Origin of the sequence: Shimia isoporae (assembly GCF_004346865.1) — a bacterium.
GTDB classification, from domain to species: Bacteria; Pseudomonadota; Alphaproteobacteria; order Rhodobacterales; family Rhodobacteraceae; genus Shimia; species Shimia isoporae.
Genome location: NZ_SMGR01000001.1, coordinates 269,121 through 291,196, shown reverse-complemented (window position 1 = coordinate 291,196; position 22,076 = coordinate 269,121). Strand labels below are relative to the sequence as shown.

Sequence of the window (22,076 nt, the reverse complement as noted above, 5' to 3'; positions counted from 1 at the left end):
GAACTGCGCCGAAGAGGAAACTCTCCGGCGCAGTGCGTTGTCGTTAGTAGTTCAGAGTTTGGCCCTTGGCGGGATGGATGCCGCCGTGGAAGTTACCCTGATCGCGCACCACGCGGCTTTCGCCGTTTTCGTCATAGTGCACCCAAACCAGACCATGCGGATCGCCGGAACCAGGCATCGGCACTTCTGCGATTTTCTCATAGGTCTCGGTGGAATAGATCAGAATTTTGCCCTCGCCGTTGGACGTCAGCCACATTTCCTTACCGTTCGGAGACAGCAGGACGTGGTCGACCATATAGGCCGACAGGAGGGTCGCTTTCTGCTTGCCGGTATTGGCGTCAAAAACGGTGATGGTACGGCCATAGAAGCCGGTCATTTCGCCTTTGTCAGCCACCCAGAGCTCGCTCTCGTCTGCGTTCAGCTCCGCACCATATGGGCCAGGGCCGGTTACGCCGGACCAGACGACCTCGCCAGTGTCAGTGCGCATTTTGCTGACCAGAGCAGAGGCACCAGCGGTCACATACATATGCTCGCCAGAGGCATCAAAAGTCACCCAGTCGCCGCGAATGCCCGGGAAGGGGAACTCGGCCACAACTTCCCAAGTTTCCGGGTCAAGTTTGGCAATCCAGAAGGTCGGGTCGTTGGTAAAGTCACCACGTGCGAACTCGATGCCAAGGCGGAAGCCCGCAGCGTGCTCACCGGCGGGCGCCATCAACACATAGATGTGCTTGTTATCGGTCCATGCTGTGTAGGTATCGCCACCCAGTTGATCTTTGGAGATGCCGCCGACAACCTGATCAGTTTCCGGATCCATCAGGAACACATCAAGACCGTCGTGATCGGACATGAACATGTCCACCAACAGGTATTTGTCCTGAAACAGCTGACCGTGGTGCAGACGGCCACGGATGTCGAGCGCCTTGACCACATCCAGCGTCAGTGCGTCCACTTTCAGCAGCGCCGCCGGAGACATCACATCGGCGTATTCGCCCACTTTGGCACCATTCATATAGATGTATTTGCCATCAGGGCTTGCGAATGTGGTATGAATGTCGCCCCGCATGGCGCGATCCGTGAACTTATTGGCGATGGTTTCAAACGTTTGCGCATCCCCCACCAGCATCTGCGAGGATTCTGCCTTCTGGTTGTTCTTGAGGCCAGGACCCGCGACGAAGTTGGCCACACCGGCGGCTTCATAGAAGTATGTTTTGCCCGGCTCCGGAGTGAAGACCGGCTCGCCTGCTTCCCATTCGCCAGCAACTTCGACCTCATAGGTCTGCTTGAGCGGACCTTCTTCGGATTTGCGCTCCCAGTTTTCGCGCACTTCGGACCACATGTTTTTTGTGGTCGAAGAGAAGTTGTACATGCGCGACAGCATATAGGTGGACATCTCTTGCGAGGATTGCACAGCCTTTTTGGAACCCGCAAACAGCTGATCGAGGTCTTCCTCGGATGTTTCCAGCCCCGCCAACTCGCCCAGATATACGGAAATCGCATAGAGTTTGTTTGGCGTGATCGGGGCAAAGCTCTCGTCAACACCGATCATCTTGGCGTTGGCATGCAGATTGTAGAGGATCTGACCGGGCAGGATGCGGTCGATGTTCATTGCAGGGCCTTCGCCACCGGTTGCATCTTCGCCGTGACAGGCCGAACACATGGCCGTGTCGTCAAACAACTCCTTGCCCAAAACCTTGGCGTCTTCATAGCTCAGGCGGGGCTCATCGGCCCGCAGGTCGATCTCCGCTTCCTGAGCGTATGCAGTCACTGCGCCCGCGAACAGGGCGGCGACTGCGGCTACCGTTTTAAACTTCATTGCCGTTTCTCCGTTCTTGCCGGTTTGCTACCGGCTTGCTGCGCCTGTCTGGCGCGAGGGTGGTCCGACCAGCCGAAGACTGGCCGGACCCTAAGTGTTCAGACCGCATGTCGGTGCGGCTGAACCGGTTTGAAAAACGGTCGGCATCCGCACAATCAAAGGCAAAGGGACGGTATGCCTTTGACTGGTTGGATGTGGATAGGAAGGTTTCATGACTGTCTTTCAAAGCGTTTGTGCAGCGCTCAGTGGCAGATGTTGCCGCTGACCGCCATTTGTGGGGGCTGCGCTTGGGCAACCTTTGTTCTTATGGACTTGGCAAGGCTCTGCGTGCCGGTTTCAATTACCGCGAGCCTGCCCTGCTCGGGCAGGGTCAAGGCGATCTGCCGCGTGTCGGAGGTGACAACACCGTGACCCGCGCGACCCGACAGGCGAAGCCGCCCGACCTCGCGGTATTGCTGCAAGTCGATCACGGCGATCTCGTTGCCGTTTTCGGGAATGGCGAAGGCGAACAGATCCAGCCAGCCGGTTATGATCTCTGCCACCGGATAGCCTACGTCAATGCTGCGCATCACAGACAGGCTTTCGCTGCTGATCACGGTAACACTTTGCGCCGTACCATGAGGCACCAGAAAGTGCAGACCATCGCCGGAGGCATACACGCGGCGCGGATCGGCGGGTACGTTCAGCGTGGCATAAAGGCTGTTTTGCGTCAGATCGAGGATGGCTACCTTGCCCAGATCGGGCAACGAAACGAACCCCGTGCCTCCGTCCAGACTGCGAGAGACCCCATCCAGCGCTACCGAGGCGTCGCCTTCAAGCGTGATCGGGGCAAGCGCCATATTTGCTGCGAGATCGACCACCGCAATCTCGCGTCGGCCATCTTGTACGACATAAAGACTGCGCCCCCTTTGACCAAAAGTCATCGAAGTGATCGGAGCGAACCCCGGCACGCGGGCGATTTCGCTGTTGGTGCGATGCGCCCAGACGGAGACGACCCCGTCGGACCCACCATAGGCGATGCCACTGTCATCGGTGTTGGCAATCGCGATTTCTGCGGAATGACCCAGCTCGTTCCGCGCCACAACTTCGCGCGATGCCAAATCCATCACCGTGGCAGCCTTGCCGGCAGGATCAGTGACAAAAAGTGCATTGTATTTGTTGGAGGGCACGATCTGGCCAATTTCGTAGCCAACCTCGAGCACCGTCTCCAGCCGCCGCTTTTTCAAGTCCACCGCCGCCACACGGCCTTTGTCACCTGCCGCAAAGACGATGCGTTCGCCGTGTGTGAGCGAGGTCTTGGCCATGGCAGATCGCGCACCAAGCCCGCCGCTTGCAAGCGCCATGGCGCCGGCCCCTGCCAAAAAGCTGCGTCGCGTAAGCTTCGAAGTTCCCTCAACCATCAGTTCAGTCCCAGATAAGGATAAATTGCATCAGAGAGCGTGTGGAAATTGTCGGTCAGAAGCAGCACGCCAAAGCCGATCACGACCAGCGCCCCAACAAGGCCAAAGGCGCGGCTGTGCTTGCTGACCAGCATGATCAGCGGTTCCATACGCGTGAAAAACAGCGCGGCAGCCATAAAGGGGATACCCAAACCAAGCGCAAACGCCCCCATGGTTACCGCGCCAACCCAAGCCGACCCGAGCGCGCCAACATAGATGAACAACGTCGCTATGATGGCGCCACCGAAACAACTCATGCAGCCAAGGTTATAGACAATGGCAATGGTCACATTGCCAATGGTGGAGCCGCCCTTCATGCGCTGCATCATCTTGGCTCCGGGCAGGTTGCACAGCACCGGCGCGTTGGAGCGGATGCCAAGCCATATGCCAAAGAGGATCACGAGGGTGCCCGAGACAATGCCGATTGGGCGGTAATAGGTGGAAAAGGCGATCTGCGCCTGCTTGCCCAGCCCGCCAATCAGCGCGCCGGCAATTGTGAAGAGAATGACATAGCCAAGAACAAAGGCCGCTGCCGAGACCAACACACGCCGTTTGACAACGTGGTCAACCTTGCCCTGCGTGCTCATCGCTTCTGCCCCCGACGCGCTCATGGTGGCCATGAAAATCACCGACAGCTGCAACAGACAGGGTGTCAGAACCGCCGCCAAAAGGCCGATCGACAGCGAGGCGATGATGGCGCTGCTCATGCCAGGCTGCTCAAGAAGCTCCGGCGGAATGGTCAACGGGTTCTCCCAGCCAAGCTGCGCCATCACAGGCTGCAACGTGTCGCCAAGAGTATTCTCACGGTCCCAACTGTGGCTGAGGATCAGACGCATATCAGGGTCAAAACCCGTTAGATAAAGCGCGCCGGTCTCGTCAAACTTCGGGAAGGTGACGATGGTCATGCGGTGATGCGACACCTCTTCCGGACCTTCAATGGACGACGGCTCGACAACCTTGCCTCCGATCCGCAGCGCCGCCTTTGGCAGGCCAACCGGCAACAAACCTGTGTGGACATCTTCAGTGATGAAAAAGACAAAATTTGCGTCAGGCTGATAGAAATCCACCATCCGGCCGCGGTCGGCCTTCTCGAAATAGTCTTCATTGGCATAAAGCGCCTTGACCGTGATGCCGCCGGGAAACGCTGCGCCTCGGGTCAAGAATTCCGACAGCGAAGTCGCATGAGCACGACGCTCTTCTTTAACCACTTCGCCAGTACGGGACAGCATCGACGTGCCGTTCACCGCATAGGGCAAGACCAGCCAGGAAAACACGAGCGCGATCACCGCAAGGATGCTCAGTGGCAAAGCCAGTGGTCCAAACTTGGACGCCTGCGTAGCCTGTGCGCTGTTGGTCGGGGTTAGTGTGTCTTGCCTCTGCATGGTGTGGCCCTAACGAAAGAAGACGTTCTGTTTCTGTCGCGGCCGGGCCTTAGTCCGACCGCGTTCTTGCAATGGTCGGGATCAGAACTTCCAGCGGGCGCCGAACATATAGGCGTCCAGATCGTTGTAGACCTTGCCCGTCGTGTCGTCGTAGCTGTGGGTGTGATAGCCGACGTAAACTTCCATGTTGGCGTCGTCGATCTTCTGGACCGCCGCCAGACCAATCGCCAACCCGTCGTCACCGTCGCTCACCATGTCCTGGCTTTTGAAGGCATCCACCGACAGGTAGGTCTTGCCAAACGAGAACCAGCTCTGCTGCCAGCCAACTTTGGCAAAGATGTAGTCGCCCGAGTTGCTTTGATTGCCGATGGTGACGGTGCCGCTTAGGCCGCTGTCTTTGTGTAGAACACCGACGGCTCCAAGGATCGAGTCATAGCTGTCGCCGCTGGTCGGCTCGGTGCGCATGAAGGACGTATAGGCCCGCACCTTCATCTGGTCGGTTTCCGTGGTGTAGCGCAGGGCCACATCGTAGAAATTCGTGTCGTCGCCTTCTTTCAGGATTTCTGTACCGGCAGACGCCGAGACCACAAAGCCGCCACCGAATTTTTCGCTGTCATAGCGCACGCGACCGGCGCGCGGTCCGTCAAAGTTCTTGAATACCGCTTTTACGGCTGGGCCGTTGCCGCCGGTGCTATCCTTGAAGTTGAAGCCACCGGCATTCAGGTGCACAGCCGCTTTGCTGACCAAAGTGGTGCCCGACATGTCGGTGCCTGCGGCGACCATGTCAGAGGCGGTGGAGCCTTGGCCGACGCTGAAAGTACCAAAACCGTTGGTCTCGTAAATCGCCTGTACGTGGCGCAGGTCGGTCTGATCCCACTCCCAGACGTCCACGTCTTTGTCCTGACCAAACATCACCGAGCCGTTGAAACCCAACGCCGTTTCGAAGTGGAATTTGAGCGTGCCAGCGCCGAGTGCATTTTCATACCAGAAGCCGATCCGGCTGGGCGCGTTGGTGTTGTCGCCCGCGTTGCCATAGGAGGCCTCGCCGTCGTCAACGCTCAGATACATGGGGTTGAGCCACCCGTAAAAACGGAAGCCGTCGTCGGCTTGGGCGGTGCTGGAAATCGCGGATGCGCCGACCAGAGCCGCAAGGGTGGACTTTGTGAAATTCTTCATCTGTCTCTCCAGTGGCGCGAGAGCCGCGCCAATTTGGTCACGGTGATACAAACCGGAGGTCGTCTTTTGCGCTCTCGGTTCGGTGATGTGTTGACAGAGATGCAGACATAACGTCAAATTAGATATCCTTTGCCTGACATAGAGAAATTTTATGTTCATAAATCCGAAGCATTTGGTGCAATTTGTGGAAGTCGTTGAATGCGGTTCGTTGACGGAGGCCGCAACGAAACTCGGATTGACGCAACCGGCGCTGTCCAGAAACATGAAAGAGTTGGAAGCTCAAATGGGGATTCCCCTTCTTTTACGGGGCAAAACCGGTGTGACTTTGACGGAACTAGGTATGCGTGCGTTTCCCTACGCCCAGTCTATCCACACCACGCTTGGTCGACTGAGCAGTGAGGCTGAAACTTGGGATAAGGGGCAGGTTGGCAAACTCAGGATTGGCGCTGGACCGTTTCCGGCGTCAATTTTGCCAAAGATTTTGTCAGACTTTCTAGAGCACCGGCCAGGCGTTTTCGCGTCGCTGGAAGTGGGGGGTGTGCTGGCCTTGAGCAAAAAGCTGCAAAACGGCGAGTTGGATTTGGTGGTTGGGCCGACGGGACTAGAATCCTCGGCTACCGGAATCACTGCGCGGAAACTGTTTTCGGGGCGGCTTGCGCTGTTTGCTGCGCCAACACACGCGATTGCACGAAAAAAGAAAATAACCGCTGAAGACCTGTCCTCGTCCCGTTGGTTAGGCACTCCGCCAGACTCCGTAATGCGCCGTCAGGTGCGAGCCAATCACATTGCTTTGGGCATGCCTCGGGTCAATTTCAACATTGAAATTTCGAGCATTGAAAGCGCGGTTGATGTCCTACAAGTCGGAGATCACCTTGCGATCATGCCGGAACCGCCAATGCGGCGCGCTGTCGCGGAGGGAAAGGTCATGGAGTTGCCGGTTAAGCTACCAATAGCGCAGTGGCCAATTGTGATTTCACATCCTGAACTTTCGATTTTGCCCCCGCAAGTTATGGACTTTATTGATGCCTTGGAGGCGGCATTCCGAGACGAAAAGACTGCCGACCCCTCTCAAGCGCGTGACTGATCCAACGTGGAAATCGTCGGCGATCAGCCAAGTATGTGAGGATGTGCTGCTTTTTAGAGTGCTTTGGGGGGCGAAGGCATCTAGGCGTGTTTTGGCCCGATCAGTTTCCGAACGAACATGTCGCACCTTTGCGAACAGAAGTGGGGCCTCTTCCGGCATCCAAAAGAATTGGCCGTCGTCACTGACTGCGCGTAGCCGGTCTTGATGGCCGGCGCAGCGTTTAAGCAGGTTCATTTCACTTCTGAAAGTCCGCTTTCTCTCCAGCGGGTCATGCAACAATACGGGAGCAGCGAACGTCTGTTTTCCGCCCATTCATTCCGCCCGCCACATACCCAAGCCTGCTCTGGCGCAAAATGCTGAGGCCTCATTCCGACTTGAGCCAACCGCGTCAGCTGTCCTGTTGAGGGTCTCCACCATCGCCAAAGAGGCGCTGCAGCGCCGGGAAGGGATCCCAGGATATCGTGCGGGCCAGATCAAACAGCTCGATGATATCCAGCCGACGTTCATAGCCTTCGACCTTGGCAACGTAGGATTGTGGCTTTTGCAGCACGTTGGCGACATCCCACTGGGTCATACCTGCGTCGATACGTGCCCGTTTGAAGGCGTCAACCAGATCCCGGTAGGCCTCGTTGTAGATGCTTTTTGACACGCCCGCTTTCCATTTGACTGCCTGCAGGAGCGTCGCTATTCCGATACGGGATATATCCCAAATCGGGATAGGCGAGCAAAATAGGAGAGCCCATGACCTTTCAAGTACGTGACCGTCCACCCCCCGTCGACACAGATAAGCTCTTTGGCGAACACGCCGCTGATCTCGCGCGCTGCCCGAAGCTGAAGGCCGACATCCGCGACAGGGCCGCCTACCTCTACATTACCGGGGAATTGCCCTCACACCTGCAAGACCGCGCCAAAGGCATCCTCAAGCAGATCAGCCGCCCATATTCGCGCCCCACCAGCTTTGATGGGCTTCACGGCTCCAGGCTGATCCACGACGACGCGGTTCGTCACCTTGGTCTCCACAAACACAAAATGGTCATTGCCGTTCGCGAGAAGGTCAAGCAGGGCTACAAGATCGAATTGACACGCGAGAACAGTAACCGCAGTGGGTTCGGCAAGATCTTCATGTACAAGTGGCAACCTTATCCCACCCACCGTGTCAAAATCACTGTGACGGCCTCTGGCGCCATCGGGGATGGGTGGGATTTGTAGAGGGTCATCGATGGCACAAAGGCCTAGCGAACCCGGCCTTTGTCTTTGCATGTCCTGGGGCCTGCTGGCCTCTCTCCTTTGCAGTTACCGCCGCCGAAGGCGCGACCGGCTACGCTCGCGGCGCTCAAGATTGATCGGATGCTCGCGTCCAAGGCTACGATAAAACCCGTTGCCGGCCGACCAGTTCAGGAATTGACTGAAGCTGTCCACCTGATCGTCATGGGATCCCCGTGGAAAGCTCTGCAGCTCGCGCTTGAAGGAGGCCAGCCAGGGCGCGTCTTCAGGAAGCAGCACGTTGCCGGCTTCAACAGACGCACAGGCAGCGTTGAACCGGATCTCCTTGTCTTTGTCCGGGCGGATCGCCTGATAGAGGGCGGAATCATCCATGCGCAGTCGCTGCAACAGGGGTGTTCCGCTTGCGGCATTCTCAATCAACACGAGATCAGGGCGCCATCGGCCCGTCAACGACCGGACGCGGGCTTCAAGATCCGGAAAGTCCAGACGATCGCGCATGACATCGAGAAGGTGCCACTTTTTGTCCATGAACCCCCAGGTGGTACAAACCGAGCAATCCGATTTCGGGCTGGCGGACATGCCTGTGTCCCAACTCTGAACAACCAACTGATATCCACTGCGGGGCAGGGCTTTCTTGTAGGTGCCAAACCACTCCCAACGCAGAACGGAACCGTCAGGCGCAATCGGGTTCTGCTGGTACTGACAGTTGAAGATCACGGAGCCCATCTCCTTGCGCATGCGATCCAATGTCTGGCGATCCATGTGCTCGGGGAAGAGCGCATCGCCCTTGCGACGGCTGTAGAGCTTGCCATGGCCCACAGGCACCTCACAGTCCTCCTCTGCAATCGCCGGCAGGTTCAAATGGCGATAGGTGGCTTTTTCCAGCAGATACCCGGCAGGGTCTCTTTCGTGAAGCCGTTGCGCAATCATCACCACGCGCCCCTCGGCGGGGTTGTCAAACCGCGACAACAGCGAACCTTCAATGTACTCCTGCGCGCGAACCAACTCGGCCTCTGAGGTTGCATCCCCGGCTTTCATGAGATCATCAATGATGATGTAATCCGCCCCATGGCCCGTCACGGCCCCGCCGATAGAGACGGCCTTTCGACCGCCGCCTTTCGTGGTCTTGATCTCATCCTGAGTGTTGCCACGCCTCGCAAGCCGCGTGTCCGGAAACAGCCTCTGGTACCAGGGCGACGACATCACCTTCCGCGTGGCCTCGGAATGCAACCGCGCAAGGTCTAATCCGTAGCTGGCCACGATGATCTTGGCGTGCGGTTGATGACCAAGAATGAAGGCCACGAAGGCAACGGCAACCGTGATCGACTTCAGGTGGCGGGGAGGCACGTTGATGACAAGGCGTTTGTTTTCTGCTGTGCGGATGCTGTCCAACTCATGGCACATGGCTTGCACATGCCAGGCCGGAACAAACCCCTGGGTTTTGCCAGAATGAAGCGTCTCAAACACTTTCCATGTAAATGCAAAGAGGTCCGTACGGTATAGCGCGGTGGATGCCCGTAAGACGAGCAGAGGATCGTGCCGGGTCATGTCTCGTACTCCTCCACATCCTCTGCATAGACAGGTTCTTCGGCATCTTCCGCGTACACCGGATCTTCCACATCCTCGGCGTAAATGGGTTCCACCGTCTCCCCGGGATCGTCCTGCCTCTCAGATTCTGGCCCCTCGTCCGGTTCAGCCTCTTCAGCAGGCTCCACCGCCTCAGTGCAATCAGCTGCTTGAGCCAGCCATTGTTCTTTGAAGTGGCTCAGCACATTCTCATCCGTTTGATCCGGCCCAGTATCGCGCATGGCCTGATTTGCCTCCTGTTCGACCTGCGCATGCAATTCCGCGTCCAACATGGCCAGCATTTTCAGAGCCGCCATGTCTCCGGCCAGTGCTTTGGCAATCAGCCTCTTTGCGCCAGCTTCCGCCTTGGAAACCTTCAACCGGCGACCACCCTCCTGGATGATCACCTTGCTTTCCAATTCTCGCTTCAAGCTGGCGTTAAAACCTTTGGCGCCCTTGGGCCGCCCCTTCGGGTTGCCCGACTGGCCCTTCTTGAACTGTGTACGCTTGGGCGGTTTGCCATAACCCACGTCGTAATCCTTTTGCTCAGGCATGGCTGACCTCCTGTTCTTCCGTTGCGTTGAGGGCGCTGGCACGATCTTCAAAACGCTCACCAGACCCGGAAAGCACCGCCTTCTGACCGGTCATCTCCTGCCAGCGACGGACCGCGACATCGACGTAAACCGGGTCCAGCTCAATCAGGCGGGCCCTGCGCTGCGTCTTCTCAGCCGCGAGCAAAGTCGCGCCCGAGCCACCGAACACATCCAACACCACATCCCCGCGATGGGTCACATCCATGATGGCATCCGCCACAAGATCCGTGGGTTTCACTGTGGGGTGGTCCGCAAGATCCGCGTCCCGCCCCTTGCCGAAGCTGTTCACACCCGCATAGTCCCAGACATTGGTGCGGTTGCGCCCGTGTTTGCCCAGTTCGACATTGTTGATGTGAGACGCGCCTGGCTTCTTGAAGATGCAGACCAGCTCATGCTTGGAGCGATACAGGCTGCCCATGCCGCCATTTGTCTTGTTCCAGACACACAGGTTGATGAGGTCCAGTCCTGCTCCCTTACCGGCTGCAACGAGGTCTTCGATATGGCGCCAGTCCATGCAGATATCCGCAATACCGCCCTTGGGAAGACGCGCGGCAAGATGCGTTGCCACCTTATCCAGAAAGCCGCAGAACTCTGTATCCGACATCTCGCCCGATGCCATCGCGAACTCGCGGTGATCACCACCATTGCCCGAGCGCACATGACCCTGAACCGGAACATTGTAAGGCGGGTCGGTAAAAACCATACCAACCGTCTCGCCCTCAAGCACACGCTCATAGCTTTCTTGCTCAAGGGAATTGCCGCAGAGGACACGGTGATCGCCCAGGGTCCAGAGATCCCCCGGACGCGTGACAGCGGGTTGATCCGGGTCCGGCACCTCAACGGTTTCTGTCGTCGTAGCCCCGGCGCTATCCGCACCACCAATGATGATGTCGATCTCCGGCACCTCAAACCCGGTCAGATCAAGACCAAAGTCCAGCTCACCCTCCAGGCTCATGTCCATCAGCCCTGCGAACTCGATCTGCAGCGACTCCTCATTCCAGTCCGACAATTCCGCAAGCTTGTTATCGGCGATACGAAGGGCACGCACTTCCGCATCGGACAAATGGTTCGCCACAACCATCGGCACGGTTTCCAGGCCAAGCGCCTTGGCCGCCTCATAACGGCCATGCCCGGCAATAATGACGTTATCGCCATCCACCAGGATCGGCGTGACAAAGCCGAACTGCGCCACCGAGGCCTTCAGTTTTGCGATGTTCTTTGCGCCATGAATGCGGTTGTTGTTGGCGTAGGGTTTGAGATTAGAGAGAGGGGACTGAACGACCTTGTCGGCCATCCAGATTGGTTTCTGCGGCGGTTTGGTATCACCGGAGTAAGGGGTGGCACACATGTGCGGCTCCATTATTCTTGACGCCACATGGCGTCAGTTGGAAACAATGGATCGCTGTGTCTGGAGAGGCCTTAAGTAAAGGAACTCACCGGATCACACCGATCCAACGAATTCCCCCCGGATAGTTTTGGTATGCCGGGAAACCCCGACGCGAACTGACCCCAGATGAATTGGCCCTCTCTGCCCTGAGGTCCGCGCCAGATTAGAACCTGCGTCCGGGATTGCCAAGCCCCAAAATCCTCAAAGATTCTTGTTAAGCCTCTGAATGTGCGAAGAATTATAGGTGTGGTATCTTTTGTTTGTCTCAAATGGGAGACGGATCTCACGCCTGCTTGGAACGGACTGGACTATGCTGCCAGACCACGCAAGTACTGGTCTCAAGCCCGAGCCATTCGGGCTCTCCTCGGTACCGGCAACCAGTATCCTGCCACCTGATTGAGGAGACGCTTATGACCCTGCCACCTCCGGGAGAGATCGCCAGCCTGGATCGCGACGCACTGTCCGACGCCTGGCGCGAGGCACTTGGAAGTGTCCCGCCGCCGCGCATGAGCCAAACTTTCATGCGCCGGGTGTTGAGTTTCGAGGCACAAGCGCAACAGCAAGGGGGATTGCCCAAAGCTGTGCAGAAGGCATTGCGCAAAGAGGCCGGCAAAGCACGCGCGACAAAAACACCCCAGACCACCCTCAAACTCGGTGGGCGGCTGCTTCGGGAATGGAACGGGGTCACCCATGTGGTCGATGTCACCGAAGGCGGGTTTCTCTGGAATGGAGACACATACCGCTCCCTCTCGATCATTGCCCGCACCATCACCGGCAGCCACTGGTCCGGCCCACGCTTCTTTGGCCTGACACGGAAAGGAGTTTCCAAATGAGCCTGACACGTAAGATCCGTTGCGCCATCTACACCCGCAAATCTTCCGAGGAAGGGCTGGATCAGGACTTCAACTCGCTGGATGCCCAGCATGAAGCCTGTGCCGCATGTATCGCCAGCCAGAAGCACGAGGGCTGGAAGCTCTTACCCACTCGATATGACGATGGTGGTAAATCCGGCGGCACATTGGAGCGCCCCGCGTTGCAGCAGCTGCTGGCCGACATCAAAGCTGGCCTCATTGACATGGTGGTCGTCTACAAGATTGACCGTCTGACCCGCTCATTGGCCGACTTCGCCAGGCTGGTCGATCAGTTCGAAGAAGCCGACTGTTCCTTTGTTTCTGTGACCCAGGCCTTCAACACCTCGTCCTCCATGGGGCGTCTTACCCTCAACGTGCTGTTGTCCTTCGCCCAGTTCGAGCGGGAAGTCACCGCTGAACGCATCCGTGACAAGATCGCCGCCTCCAAAAAGAAGGGCCTCTGGATGGGGGGCGTGCCACCACTGGGCTATGATGCCCACCCGGATCCCAATCGCCGGGAACTGGTTGTGAATGATGCAGAGGCAGAAACAGTTCGGCGGGTGTTTGACTCTTACGACGAACTGGAATGCCTCAACGCCGTCATGCGACAGAGCGAGGCCGAAGGTCTGATCTCCAAGCGCCACGTGTTCTCCACGGGCCGGGTGCAGGGAGGCCGCCCCTTTAGTCGCGGCCAGATCTATCACATCCTGCGCAACCCCACATATCTTGGGCGCATCCGTCACAAGGACAAGTCTTTCCCCGGGCAACACGCGGCGATCATCGAGCAAAGGCAATGGGATCGTGTGCAGGATAAACTTGAGGCTGCCGCCATGCGCCGCCGTGGTGGAGCTGGATCAGAGCGGGCAACATCGGCCACCCCAACCGCACCCTTGCTTGGCAAGTTGCGCGACGAGACCGGCGACATCCTGACCCCGTCTCACACACAGAAGGGTCGCCAGCGTCACCACTACTACGTCTCGAACCGCCTGATCTCGGGCAAGCCCGACCCCACCGGCTGGCGTCTTCCGGCAAAGGCACTGGAGAAGGCAGTGGCCTCCGCCATCGCAAATCACCTGCAATTGGCGGCCCGATACCATCAGGTTTTAACCCGCGCAAACGCCCTTCAATCTTCGGCCGCCTCTGACAGGGTACATAGTCTGGCCCACGATATTGAAAATGGCGGCATGAAGGTAGCCACCGCTTTCCTCAAATCCGGCGCCATCACCGATGGCCGCTTGCAACTTCATCTCGCGCCCGACGCACTCGCAAAACAGCAGGGCCTTCCCGGGGTCGACCTGCATGAGACTCTTTGCACCATCGATGTGCCCTTCACCATCCGACGGCGGGGTGTCGAGATGAAGATCGTCGCGGGCGAGATGCAGACCACGCCCGACGCCACCCTGATCCGGGCGCTGAAGAATGCCCATGACTGGGTCACACAGATGAAGGCCGGCACATCGGTCAAACACATCGCCGCCGCAACCTCCATCTCGGAAAGCTACATCACCCGCATCATCCCGATGGCGTTTCTGTCGCCCCGCATCCAACAGGCCATCCTGTCCGGATCACACCCAGCTGAGCTGACGCTCGAAACCATCGCCCGTAGCAAGATACCGATGGACTGGTCGGCCCAGGAGCACCTCTTTGGATTCGCATAAATCCCCTGATCCCTGATCGGAAAATCCGTTTCCCTGATACCTGCCTGAAAATTCCCTATTCCATGATTTGAATTCCCTGTTCCATCGAGCAGGGAATTTACGTTCCAACCCACTGTAATAGCTCCTGAAAATCCCACTGCTTTTAGGTAGATCAGGGCAATTTCAGTCAAATTCCCTGTTAATCGACCCTTAACAGGGAAATGCCCCACCAAACCTCACCGGCCAAATGACCGCTCTGAGACTTTTGAGAATGTTCACGGAAAACCAGCGACACGGTGCGTCTCAGTTCAAAACACAACCTCGCAACCGACGGAAATCACGCCACTAATCACGGCTAATTCTGCAGGGACAACTGAGACAGGGGTCGGTGGCGGAGGAGGTGGGATTCGAACCCACGGAGGGCGTTAACCCTCGTCGGTTTTCAAGACCGGTGCATTCAACCACTCTGCCACTCCTCCGACGCCCTCTCCCTAAAGCCGACGTAAAACCGACGCAACCCGTTTTTCTTCAAAAATCCGCTTACAGCTTCACGGCCACTTTCCATAAAGCCCGCATCCGGCTACACTCCGCCCAAACGTTCGCTGACGGCAATTCACAGCCATCTCAAACAGCGACATGGGGCAATAAAAATGGACGCAGGCGAGAGGCAATTCATGGCGGACCAACCACAGAAAATCGGCGCGAAAACGGCGCTGAGAGCCGGTACAGCGTTTCTCGCGCTCAGCCTGATCCTGTCTGCCTGTACCGAGGGCGAGGGTTTCACTTTCGGAAAAGGCCCAGATAGCGAAGCATCTTCAAGTGCCACCAGCGCTTCCGGCACAACAAAACTTGTCGAACGAGACGTCGAAGCACCAGAAGTGTTTTCTGTGTCAGAAGCCGGTCTTTGGGACGGCCGCCCGTCACTCGGTGGTGTCTGGGCCGCACACCCTGACGTTGGCGACCCCGAACGCGTTATCATCCGCAACCAATCCAACGGCAAGTTCGTCATTGGTGCGCTGTTCCGCCGAGAACGTGAAATTCCCGGCCCGCGGATTCAGATTTCATCGGACGCAGCCGAAGCTCTCGGCATGCTGGCTGGTCAGCCGGTCGAGCTAAACGTGACGGCCCTCCGCCGCGAAGAAGTCGCACCGGAACCGGAAGTCACCGAGGCCGAAACTGTGGCCGAAGTCGCCGACGTTGAAGAGGCACCATTGGAACCCATCGCAGCAGCGAGTGCTGCCATCGCGGCGGCGGAAGCCAGTGAAACCGCTGCCGCCCCTGCCGCGGCACCCACGGCAACACCGGCGGCCCAATCTGAAGTGGCGCCCAAACCGACATCTACGTCGCTCAGCAAACCCTATGTACAGATCGGCATTTTCTCGGTGGAATCCAACGCCCAAAACGCTGCAAAGCAAATGGAAGCCGCCGGCCTGACGCCGCTGATCAAGAAAACCACATCGGGTTCCAAAACCTTCTGGCGGGTGATTGTCGGGCCAGCCACGAGCAGATCCGACCTGAAAGCGATGATCAAGAAAGTCCACGGCACAGGCTTTACCGACGCCTATGCCGTCACCAACTAACGGAGACCGCTAATGCGTTTGTCCCTGCCCCGATTTCTGTCTCTCGGCTTGGCCCTTCTGTTGACTGCGGTGCAGGCGCAAGCCTTTGAAACAAAGGCCCGAGCCGCCTATGTCGTAGATCAAACAACCGGCACTGTTCTTCTGGCGAAAAACGCTGACGATGCCATCCCGCCCGCGTCCATGTCCAAATTGATGACGTTGTACATGGCGTTCGAAGCGGTCCGCGACGGTCGTCTGTCAATGCAGGAAACCTTACCCGTCAGCCAGCACGCCATGAGCTACGGCGGCTCAACCATGTTTCTGGACACCACCGACCGCGTGACGGTCTCCGACCTTCTGCGCGGTATCATCGTTTTGTCAGGCAACGACGCGTGTGCCGTGATAGCCGAAACGCTTAGCCCCGACGGCACCGAGGCTGGCTTTGCTCGCCTGATGACCCGCCGGGCCCGCCAACTTGGCATGACCAATTCGACCTTCGCCAACTCCAACGGCTGGCCTGCACCGGGCCACGTCATGTCGATGCGCGACCTTGCGCTGCTCGCGAACCATCTGATCACCGAGTTTCCGGAATTTTACCCCATGTTCGCGGAAACCGAGTTTGCGTTTGACGGCCGCGCGCCATCAAACACCCGCAACCGCAACCCGTTGCTGAAGCTCGATATCGGGGCAGATGGCTTGAAAACCGGCCACACACAGGAAGCAGGCTACGGACTTGTCGGGTCCGCAAAACAAGGCAACCGTCGTGTCATCTTCGCCATTTCGGGCCTGTCCAGCGAAAAGGAACGCGCCGAAGTTTCAGAACAAATTGTGAGCTGGGCTTTCCGCCAGTTCTCCGAAACCACGTTAGCGCGGGAAGGCCAGCGGATTGCCGAAGCCAATGTCTGGATGGGCAAAGACCAGCGGGTGGGTCTCGTACCGGCTAAGGACATCGATGTGCTTCTCCCTGTTCTGGCGCAAGGCAAAGTCAAAGGCGAAGTCATTTACAACGGTCCGCTTGAGGCCCCTATCGCCAAGGGCGATCAACTGGCGGAGCTTGTCCTGATGCCAGAGGATCTACCGCAGATGCGCATTCCCCTGGTGGCAGAAGCTGATGTAGCCGAAGGCGGCTTTGGTGTGCGCGTCAGCACCGCCATGAGCACTCTTTTTACCCAATTTACCGCGTCTGAGACCGGCACAGAGGCCAGCCAGTGACGACAAACACCGTAACCGGCGGACACTTCATCACCTTTGAGGGCATCGACGGATCGGGTAAGTCCACCCAGGCGCGCATGCTTGCAGATCACCTGATCGCCGAGGGGCATGAGGTTGTGTTGACCCGCGAACCTGGCGGCTCCAAAGGGGCCGAGGAAATCCGTGCTCTGGTGCTTGAGGGCGATCCCGACCGTTGGTCCGCCGAGACAGAGATCCTTTTATTTACTGCCGCGCGGCGGGACCACCTTGAACGCACCATCCTGCCGGCTCTCGCTGCGGGAAAAATTGTCATCTGCGACCGTTTCGCCGACAGCACACGCATGTATCAGGGATTGTCGCGCGGCGATCTCCGCAACGTCGTAGACCAATTGCACGATCTGATGATCGGCCGCGAACCTGACCTCACCATTTTGATCGACATGGACCCTGCCGAGGGGCTGTCCCGTGCCAAATCCCGTCAAACCGCAGAGGAGCGTTTCGAGGATTTCGGTCAGGCGCTTCAAGACCAGATGCGTTCTGGCTTCCTTGCCTTGTCTCGCGAGTACGCTGACCGCTTTCGTGTGCTGAATGGCGCCGGCACCCCGGAGGAAGTGGCAACTCGTGTCATGGAAGCCCTGGCGGAGCACTTGTCGTGAGTGATGAAACCACGCCAGAACCCGATCGGGTTCCCGGAGCCCCGCACCCACGCGAAACTGATCAGCTTTTCGGACAATCCCAAGCCGAGATGAATTTTCTGACAGCGGTTAATTCAGGCCGTTTGCATCATGGGTGGTTGCTTACGGGACCACAGGGTGTCGGCAAGGCTACAATGGCGTGGCGGATTGCCCGTTTCCTCCTAACCCAGCCAGTTGAGGATGGCGGCGGACTGTTCGGTGAGCCTCAACCCCATGACAGCCTGTCAATCGACCCGGATCACCCTGTTGCGCACCGTATTATAGCTCTCTCCGAACCGGGGCTGTTCCTTTTGCGTCGCGGCTTCGCTGGCAGCACAGACAGCGCTCGGGAGAAATCGCGGCAAGAGGGCAAGTTTGCGGCGGACATCCGAGTCAACGAAGTCCGGGAAATGGCATCCTTTCTGCACATGTCAGCGACCGACGGTGGGCGCCGTGTGGTGATTGTCGACAGCGCTGATGAGATGAACGTCAACGCCGCAAACGCGCTCCTCAAAATGTTGGAGGAGCCACCAGACCGCACAACGATGTTGCTGATTTCACATCAACCCTCCCGGCTCCTGCCAACCATTCGGTCTCGTTGTCGCGAGTTGCGGTTCCATCCGTTGTCGCCGGAAGACATGCATGCTGCGATGGAACAAGCAGGCCACGCCGCCGATGAAACCCCTGCGCTTGCAGAATTGTCCGCAGGGTCAGTCGGAGAAGCGTTGCGCATCACCCAACTGGGTGGTCTGTCAATTTATCAGGAACTGGCCGCGCTCTTTGCTTCTATGCCCCAGTTTGACCGGCAACGTGCCCTAAAGCTCGCCGAAGGCGCTGCTGCCCGCGGTGCTGACGCGCATTTTGACCTGCTCCTGACGTTGCTGGACGTCTTTGTATCCCGAATTGCCCGCACCGGTGCGTTGGGCACGCCTCCTGTTACCGAAATAGTTCAAGGCGAAGCCGAACTCTTGATGCGCCTGTCGCCGGATGCACACAAAGCGCGCGCCTGGGCCAATCTGGCGCAGGAAATCACGGACCGCACACGTCATGGTAAAGCGGTCAACCTTGACCCTGCCGCCTTGGTGCTTGATACGGTTTTCAAGATTCAGAAAACCGCCAGCGCCTAGGCGCTGCCTGAGGGCACCATGACAGACTACCCGCAGATCACTGACAGCCACTGCCATCTCGACTTCCCCGATTTTGACGGCAAACTGGACGAATTCATCGCACGCGCCGCAGACTTCGGCGTCACCCGTATGGTCACGATCTGCACACGGCTAAAAAACGAACCGAGTGTGCGTGCTATCGCGGAAACCTACGACCCGGTTTTTTATGCTGCTGGCACCCATCCGATGAGTGCCGCTGATGAACCGCTCGCCACGGTGGACGAATTGGTAGCACTTGCGCAGCACCCCAAGTTTGTTGGCATTGGCGAAACAGGGCTGGACTACCACTACACGGCCGACAGCAAGGAAATCCAGCAGACCTCGTTGCGCGTACATTGTGAGGCCGCCCGCGAAACCGGGCTTCCGCTGATCATCCATAGCCGCGATGCAGACGACGACATGACTGCGATACTCACAGACGAATTCAACAAGGGCGCCTACTCTTGCGTAATGCACTGCTACAGCTCCGGTCCGGAACTGGCCCGCAATATGCTGGATCTCGGCTTTTACCTGTCAATGTCTGGTATTGCCGCCTTCCCCCGCTCGCAGGAGGTCCGCGACATCTTTGCAAGCGCACCGGTCGACCGCGTCCTGGTCGAAACCGATGCGCCCTACTTGGCACCACCGCCGTACCGCGGCAAACGCAACGAACCTTCATACGTTGAAAAAACCGCGCGTGTCGGCGCGGAAGTCTTCGGTATGGAGTATGCCGACTTCGCCGTCCAGACACAGGCCAACTTCGACCGCCTGTTCTCAAAGGCCAAGCTGAAAGCGGCCGCCGCATGAGCGCAAAACTGACCTTCACGATCCTCGGCTGCGGCAGTTCGGGCGGCGTTCCACGGCTTGGCGGCCATTGGGGGGACTGTGATCCTGACAACCCGAAAAACCGTCGCCGCCGCTGCTCAATGCTGATCGAGCGCACGACCGATGAAGGCACAACCACCGTTTTGGTGGATACCTCCCCGGACATGCGCGATCAGCTCCTCGGCGAGGAAACGGGGCGGCTGGATGCAGTTGTCTATACGCACAACCATGCTGACCACATCCACGGCATTGATGATCTGCGCATGATTGTCTTCAACATGCGCGCGCGCATTCCGGTATGGGCCGACGGCGCCACTCAAAACGATCTTATGAGCCGCTTTGGTTATGCGTTTGTGCAACCCAAGGACAGTCCCTACCCGCCAATCCTGGAAATGCTCACAATCGACGAGACCCGCGATTTTGTGATTTCCGGACCGGGAGGCGATATCTGCTTCACGCCGATTCAGGTCGATCACGGAAGCATCGATGCACTGGCATTCCGGGTGAATGATGTTGTCTACATGCCAGACGTTGTCGACATCTATGACGAGGCATGGCCCAAACTTGAAGGGATGAAGTGTTTCATTGTCGATGCTCTGCGTCGCACACCGCATCCCACCCACGCACATCTGGAAAAGTCGCTGGAATGGATCGAACGCACCAAACCGGAGCGGGCGGTTCTGACCAACATGCACATCGATCTGGATTACGCCACACTCGAGGCCGAAACGCCTGACCACATCACGCCCGCCTTTGACGGCATGAAAATCACCTACGACCTCTGATTTCCGCCAATCCGCGGTCAGAGGCGCGAAAGCGCAAAACATGCAGACACTGATCTCGGTGATCCTGCCGGTCTTTATCCTGATCGGCTTTGGCTATCTCGCCGCCTGGCGCGGTTGGTTCACGCAATCCAACGTCGATGGGTTGATGCGTTACGCCACCAATTTTGCGGTACCGGTCCTGCTCTTTCGTGCGATCAGCAATCTCGATCTCGCCGCAGAATTCAACACAGCCCTGCTCGGCAGTTTTTATGCAGCGGCATTTCTTTGCTTTCTGACGGGGATGCTTGGCGCCAAGTTTTTCTTCGGGCGAGACTGGGAAGACGCCACCGCCATCGGGTTTGTCTGTCTGTTTTCCAACTCCCTCCTGCTTGGTCTCGCAATTATGGAACGGGCCTACGGAGCGGACAGCCTCACCGGCAACTACGCGATCATCTCGATCCATGCGCCATTTTGTTATGGTCTTGGCATTGCTGTCATGGAAGTCATGCGCGCGCGGCACACGTCAAAGGCCCGAATTGTACCCACGGTACTCAAAGCCATGTTCTCCAACGCGCTGATCCTGGGGATCGGGCTTGGCTTCGTCGTGAACCTTGGCAACATCCCCGTGCCCGGAGCGGTCAGTCACGCCGTCAACCTGCTTGCATCCTCGGCATTGCCTGCCGCCCTCTTCGGGATGGGCGGCGTTCTGTATCGGTATCGCCCAGAAGGTGACACGCGCACCATTCTGTTCTGCTGCTTTGTATCGCTCGGACTACATCCCGCATTGACCTTTGCCTTCGGCACTTGGTCCGCGATTTCCATCGACAACATGCGCTCCGCCATTGTGACTGCTTCAATGGCGCCGGGCATCAACGCCTATCTCTTTGCCAATATGTATGGCCGAGCGATGCGTGTTGCGGCCTCTACCGTTCTTATCGGCACAGCGCTTTCGGTGATCACCGTCTGGATGTGGCTAGGCGTTCTCCCCTAGGCAGTGGTCCGTGACCTCGCGGAACGGTGACTTGCGCCCGCGCTGCGACCACCCCATTTTTAGGCCTTAACCTCAGGAGCCAGCCCCATGTCCCAAGAGTCCCAACAAGACCCGATCCGTGTCGATATCGTCTCCGACGTTGTCTGTCCTTGGTGCATCATCGGCTACCGACAGCTTCTGAAAGCTTCCGAGGCCACTGGCATCGCCGTTGAAACCTACTGGCATCCGTTCGAATTGAACCCAGACATGGTGCCCGAAGGCGAAAACATCCGCGAGCATATCATGCGCAAATACGGCTCCACAGCCGAGCAATCCGCACAGGCCCGCACACGTTTGTCAGATCTGGGCGAGGAGCTCGACTTCACCTTTGCGTGGTCCGATGACAGCCGCATCTACAACACCTTCGCAGCCCACCAATTGATCCACTGGGCCAGCGACACCGGCAAAGCCCAAGACCTTAAACTTGCTCTGTTTGACGCCTATTTCACAGAAGGCCGGGACGTGAGCGACAATGATATTCTGATCGACGTGGCAGGGTCAGTTGGCCTCGATACTGATGAAGCACGCGCTGTTCTTTCGGACAACCGCTATGCCGACACCGTGCGCGAAAAAGAAACTTTCTGGACATCCCGCGGGGTTTCCGGCGTGCCGACTATGATTTTTGATGCGCAGCAGGCCACATCCGGCGCTCAAGGCGTCGAAATTTTCTCCAAAGTACTGGAACACATGGCGCAACAGCCCCGTAAGGTTCCGGCGGGCGCATAGAAAAGGGCGC

The 22,076-nt window shown here is 57.9% G+C and carries 20 protein-coding genes and 1 tRNA gene; 12 read left to right on the top strand and 9 right to left on the bottom strand.

Translation table 11 applies throughout. The annotated features are described in order from the left end of the window. Positions 1-43: 43 nt before the first annotated feature. The 4 genes from BXY66_RS01470 to BXY66_RS01455 form a co-directional block, all read right to left on the bottom strand. Positions 44-1,813, bottom strand: a complete 1,770-nt coding sequence (locus tag BXY66_RS01470) for a YncE family protein (protein ID WP_132858408.1) — start codon at positions 1,811-1,813, stop codon at positions 44-46. 242 nt (positions 1,814-2,055) lie between these two features. Then, positions 2,056-3,213: a YncE family protein gene (locus BXY66_RS01465; protein ID WP_132858407.1), complete on the bottom strand. Its 1,158-nt coding sequence runs from the start codon at positions 3,211-3,213 to the stop codon at positions 2,056-2,058. Continuing rightward, positions 3,213-4,634: a cytochrome c biogenesis CcdA family protein gene (locus BXY66_RS01460; RefSeq protein ID WP_132858406.1), complete on the bottom strand. Its 1,422-nt coding sequence runs from the start codon at positions 4,632-4,634 to the stop codon at positions 3,213-3,215. Before BXY66_RS01460 ends, BXY66_RS01465 begins: the two co-directional genes overlap by 1 nt. 81 nt (positions 4,635-4,715) lie before the next feature. Then, positions 4,716-5,810, bottom strand: a complete 1,095-nt coding sequence (locus tag BXY66_RS01455) for a porin family protein (RefSeq protein WP_132858405.1) — start codon at positions 5,808-5,810, stop codon at positions 4,716-4,718. A 151-nt stretch (positions 5,811-5,961) separates the two neighbouring features. Between BXY66_RS01455 and BXY66_RS01450 the strand changes: the two genes are divergently transcribed. Then, entirely contained in the window at positions 5,962-6,894 is a 933-nt protein-coding gene (locus BXY66_RS01450; RefSeq protein ID WP_132858404.1) for a LysR family transcriptional regulator, read from the top strand. Positions 6,895-7,282: 388 nt separating this feature from the next. Here the strand turns inward: BXY66_RS01450 and BXY66_RS01445 are convergent, their stop codons facing one another. After that, positions 7,283-7,543, bottom strand: a complete 261-nt coding sequence (locus BXY66_RS01445) for a helix-turn-helix domain-containing protein (RefSeq protein ID WP_132858403.1) — start codon at positions 7,541-7,543, stop codon at positions 7,283-7,285. Positions 7,544-7,635: 92 nt separating this feature from the next. On the opposite strand from BXY66_RS01445, the gene BXY66_RS01440 reads away from it, so the two are divergent. Next, on the top strand, positions 7,636-8,103 hold the full coding sequence (locus BXY66_RS01440; protein ID WP_132858402.1) for a hypothetical protein: 468 nt from the start codon (positions 7,636-7,638) through the stop codon (positions 8,101-8,103). Between the two features lie 84 nt (positions 8,104-8,187). Here the strand turns inward: BXY66_RS01440 and terL are convergent, their stop codons facing one another. The 3 genes from terL to BXY66_RS01425 are packed head-to-tail and all read right to left on the bottom strand — an operon-like array spanning position 8,188 to position 11,625. Then, positions 8,188-9,666, bottom strand: coding sequence for a phage terminase large subunit (terL, locus tag BXY66_RS01435; protein ID WP_132858401.1), 1,479 nt, complete (start codon positions 9,664-9,666; stop codon positions 8,188-8,190). Then, on the bottom strand, positions 9,663-10,238 hold the full coding sequence (locus BXY66_RS01430; protein WP_132858400.1) for a DUF5681 domain-containing protein: 576 nt from the start codon (positions 10,236-10,238) through the stop codon (positions 9,663-9,665). Before BXY66_RS01430 ends, terL begins: the two co-directional genes overlap by 4 nt. Further along, positions 10,231-11,625 (bottom strand): site-specific DNA-methyltransferase, encoded by a 1,395-nt coding sequence (locus BXY66_RS01425; RefSeq protein ID WP_243694266.1) that lies wholly within the window; start codon positions 11,623-11,625, stop codon positions 10,231-10,233. Before BXY66_RS01425 ends, BXY66_RS01430 begins: the two co-directional genes overlap by 8 nt. 449 nt (positions 11,626-12,074) lie before the next feature. Here BXY66_RS01425 and BXY66_RS01420 point away from each other — a divergent pair, with 449 nt between their 5' ends. After that, positions 12,075-12,497, top strand: a complete 423-nt coding sequence (locus BXY66_RS01420) for a DUF2924 domain-containing protein (protein ID WP_132858399.1) — start codon at positions 12,075-12,077, stop codon at positions 12,495-12,497. Then, positions 12,494-14,173 (top strand): recombinase family protein, encoded by a 1,680-nt coding sequence (locus BXY66_RS01415; protein WP_132858398.1) that lies wholly within the window; start codon positions 12,494-12,496, stop codon positions 14,171-14,173. The genes BXY66_RS01420 and BXY66_RS01415 overlap by 4 nt, the downstream gene beginning before the upstream one ends. Positions 14,174-14,541: 368 nt before the next feature. On the opposite strand, the gene BXY66_RS01410 is transcribed toward BXY66_RS01415, so the two are convergent. After that, positions 14,542-14,631, bottom strand: a tRNA-Ser gene (locus BXY66_RS01410). A gap of 195 nt (positions 14,632-14,826) precedes the next feature. On the opposite strand from BXY66_RS01410, the gene BXY66_RS01405 reads away from it, so the two are divergent. From BXY66_RS01405 to BXY66_RS01370, 8 genes are all read left to right on the top strand, one after another. Then, positions 14,827-15,732, top strand: coding sequence for an SPOR domain-containing protein (locus BXY66_RS01405; RefSeq protein WP_132858397.1), 906 nt, complete (start codon positions 14,827-14,829; stop codon positions 15,730-15,732). A gap of 12 nt (positions 15,733-15,744) precedes the next feature. Then, a complete protein-coding gene (locus tag BXY66_RS01400) occupies positions 15,745-16,923 on the top strand; it encodes a D-alanyl-D-alanine carboxypeptidase family protein (protein WP_132858396.1) in 1,179 nt (392 codons plus the stop codon). After that, on the top strand, positions 16,920-17,558 hold the full coding sequence (gene tmk / locus BXY66_RS01395) for a dTMP kinase (protein WP_132858395.1): 639 nt from the start codon (positions 16,920-16,922) through the stop codon (positions 17,556-17,558). Before BXY66_RS01400 ends, tmk begins: the two co-directional genes overlap by 4 nt. Then, the gene (locus BXY66_RS01390) at positions 17,555-18,703 is read left to right on the top strand and encodes a DNA polymerase III subunit delta' (RefSeq protein ID WP_132858394.1); all 1,149 of its coding nucleotides are present in this window, start codon (positions 17,555-17,557) and stop codon (positions 18,701-18,703) included. The genes tmk and BXY66_RS01390 overlap by 4 nt, the downstream gene beginning before the upstream one ends. A gap of 18 nt (positions 18,704-18,721) precedes the next feature. Then, a complete protein-coding gene (locus tag BXY66_RS01385) occupies positions 18,722-19,528 on the top strand; it encodes a TatD family hydrolase (protein ID WP_132858393.1) in 807 nt (268 codons plus the stop codon). Then, positions 19,525-20,331 (top strand): MBL fold metallo-hydrolase, encoded by an 807-nt coding sequence (locus BXY66_RS01380; protein ID WP_132858392.1) that lies wholly within the window; start codon positions 19,525-19,527, stop codon positions 20,329-20,331. The genes BXY66_RS01385 and BXY66_RS01380 overlap by 4 nt, the downstream gene beginning before the upstream one ends. 40 nt (positions 20,332-20,371) lie before the next feature. After that, the gene (locus tag BXY66_RS01375; protein WP_132858391.1) at positions 20,372-21,301 is read left to right on the top strand and encodes an AEC family transporter; all 930 of its coding nucleotides are present in this window, start codon (positions 20,372-20,374) and stop codon (positions 21,299-21,301) included. An 87-nt stretch (positions 21,302-21,388) separates the two neighbouring features. Next, positions 21,389-22,066, top strand: a complete 678-nt coding sequence (locus BXY66_RS01370; protein WP_132858390.1) for a DsbA family oxidoreductase — start codon at positions 21,389-21,391, stop codon at positions 22,064-22,066. Positions 22,067-22,076: the final 10 nt, after the last annotated feature.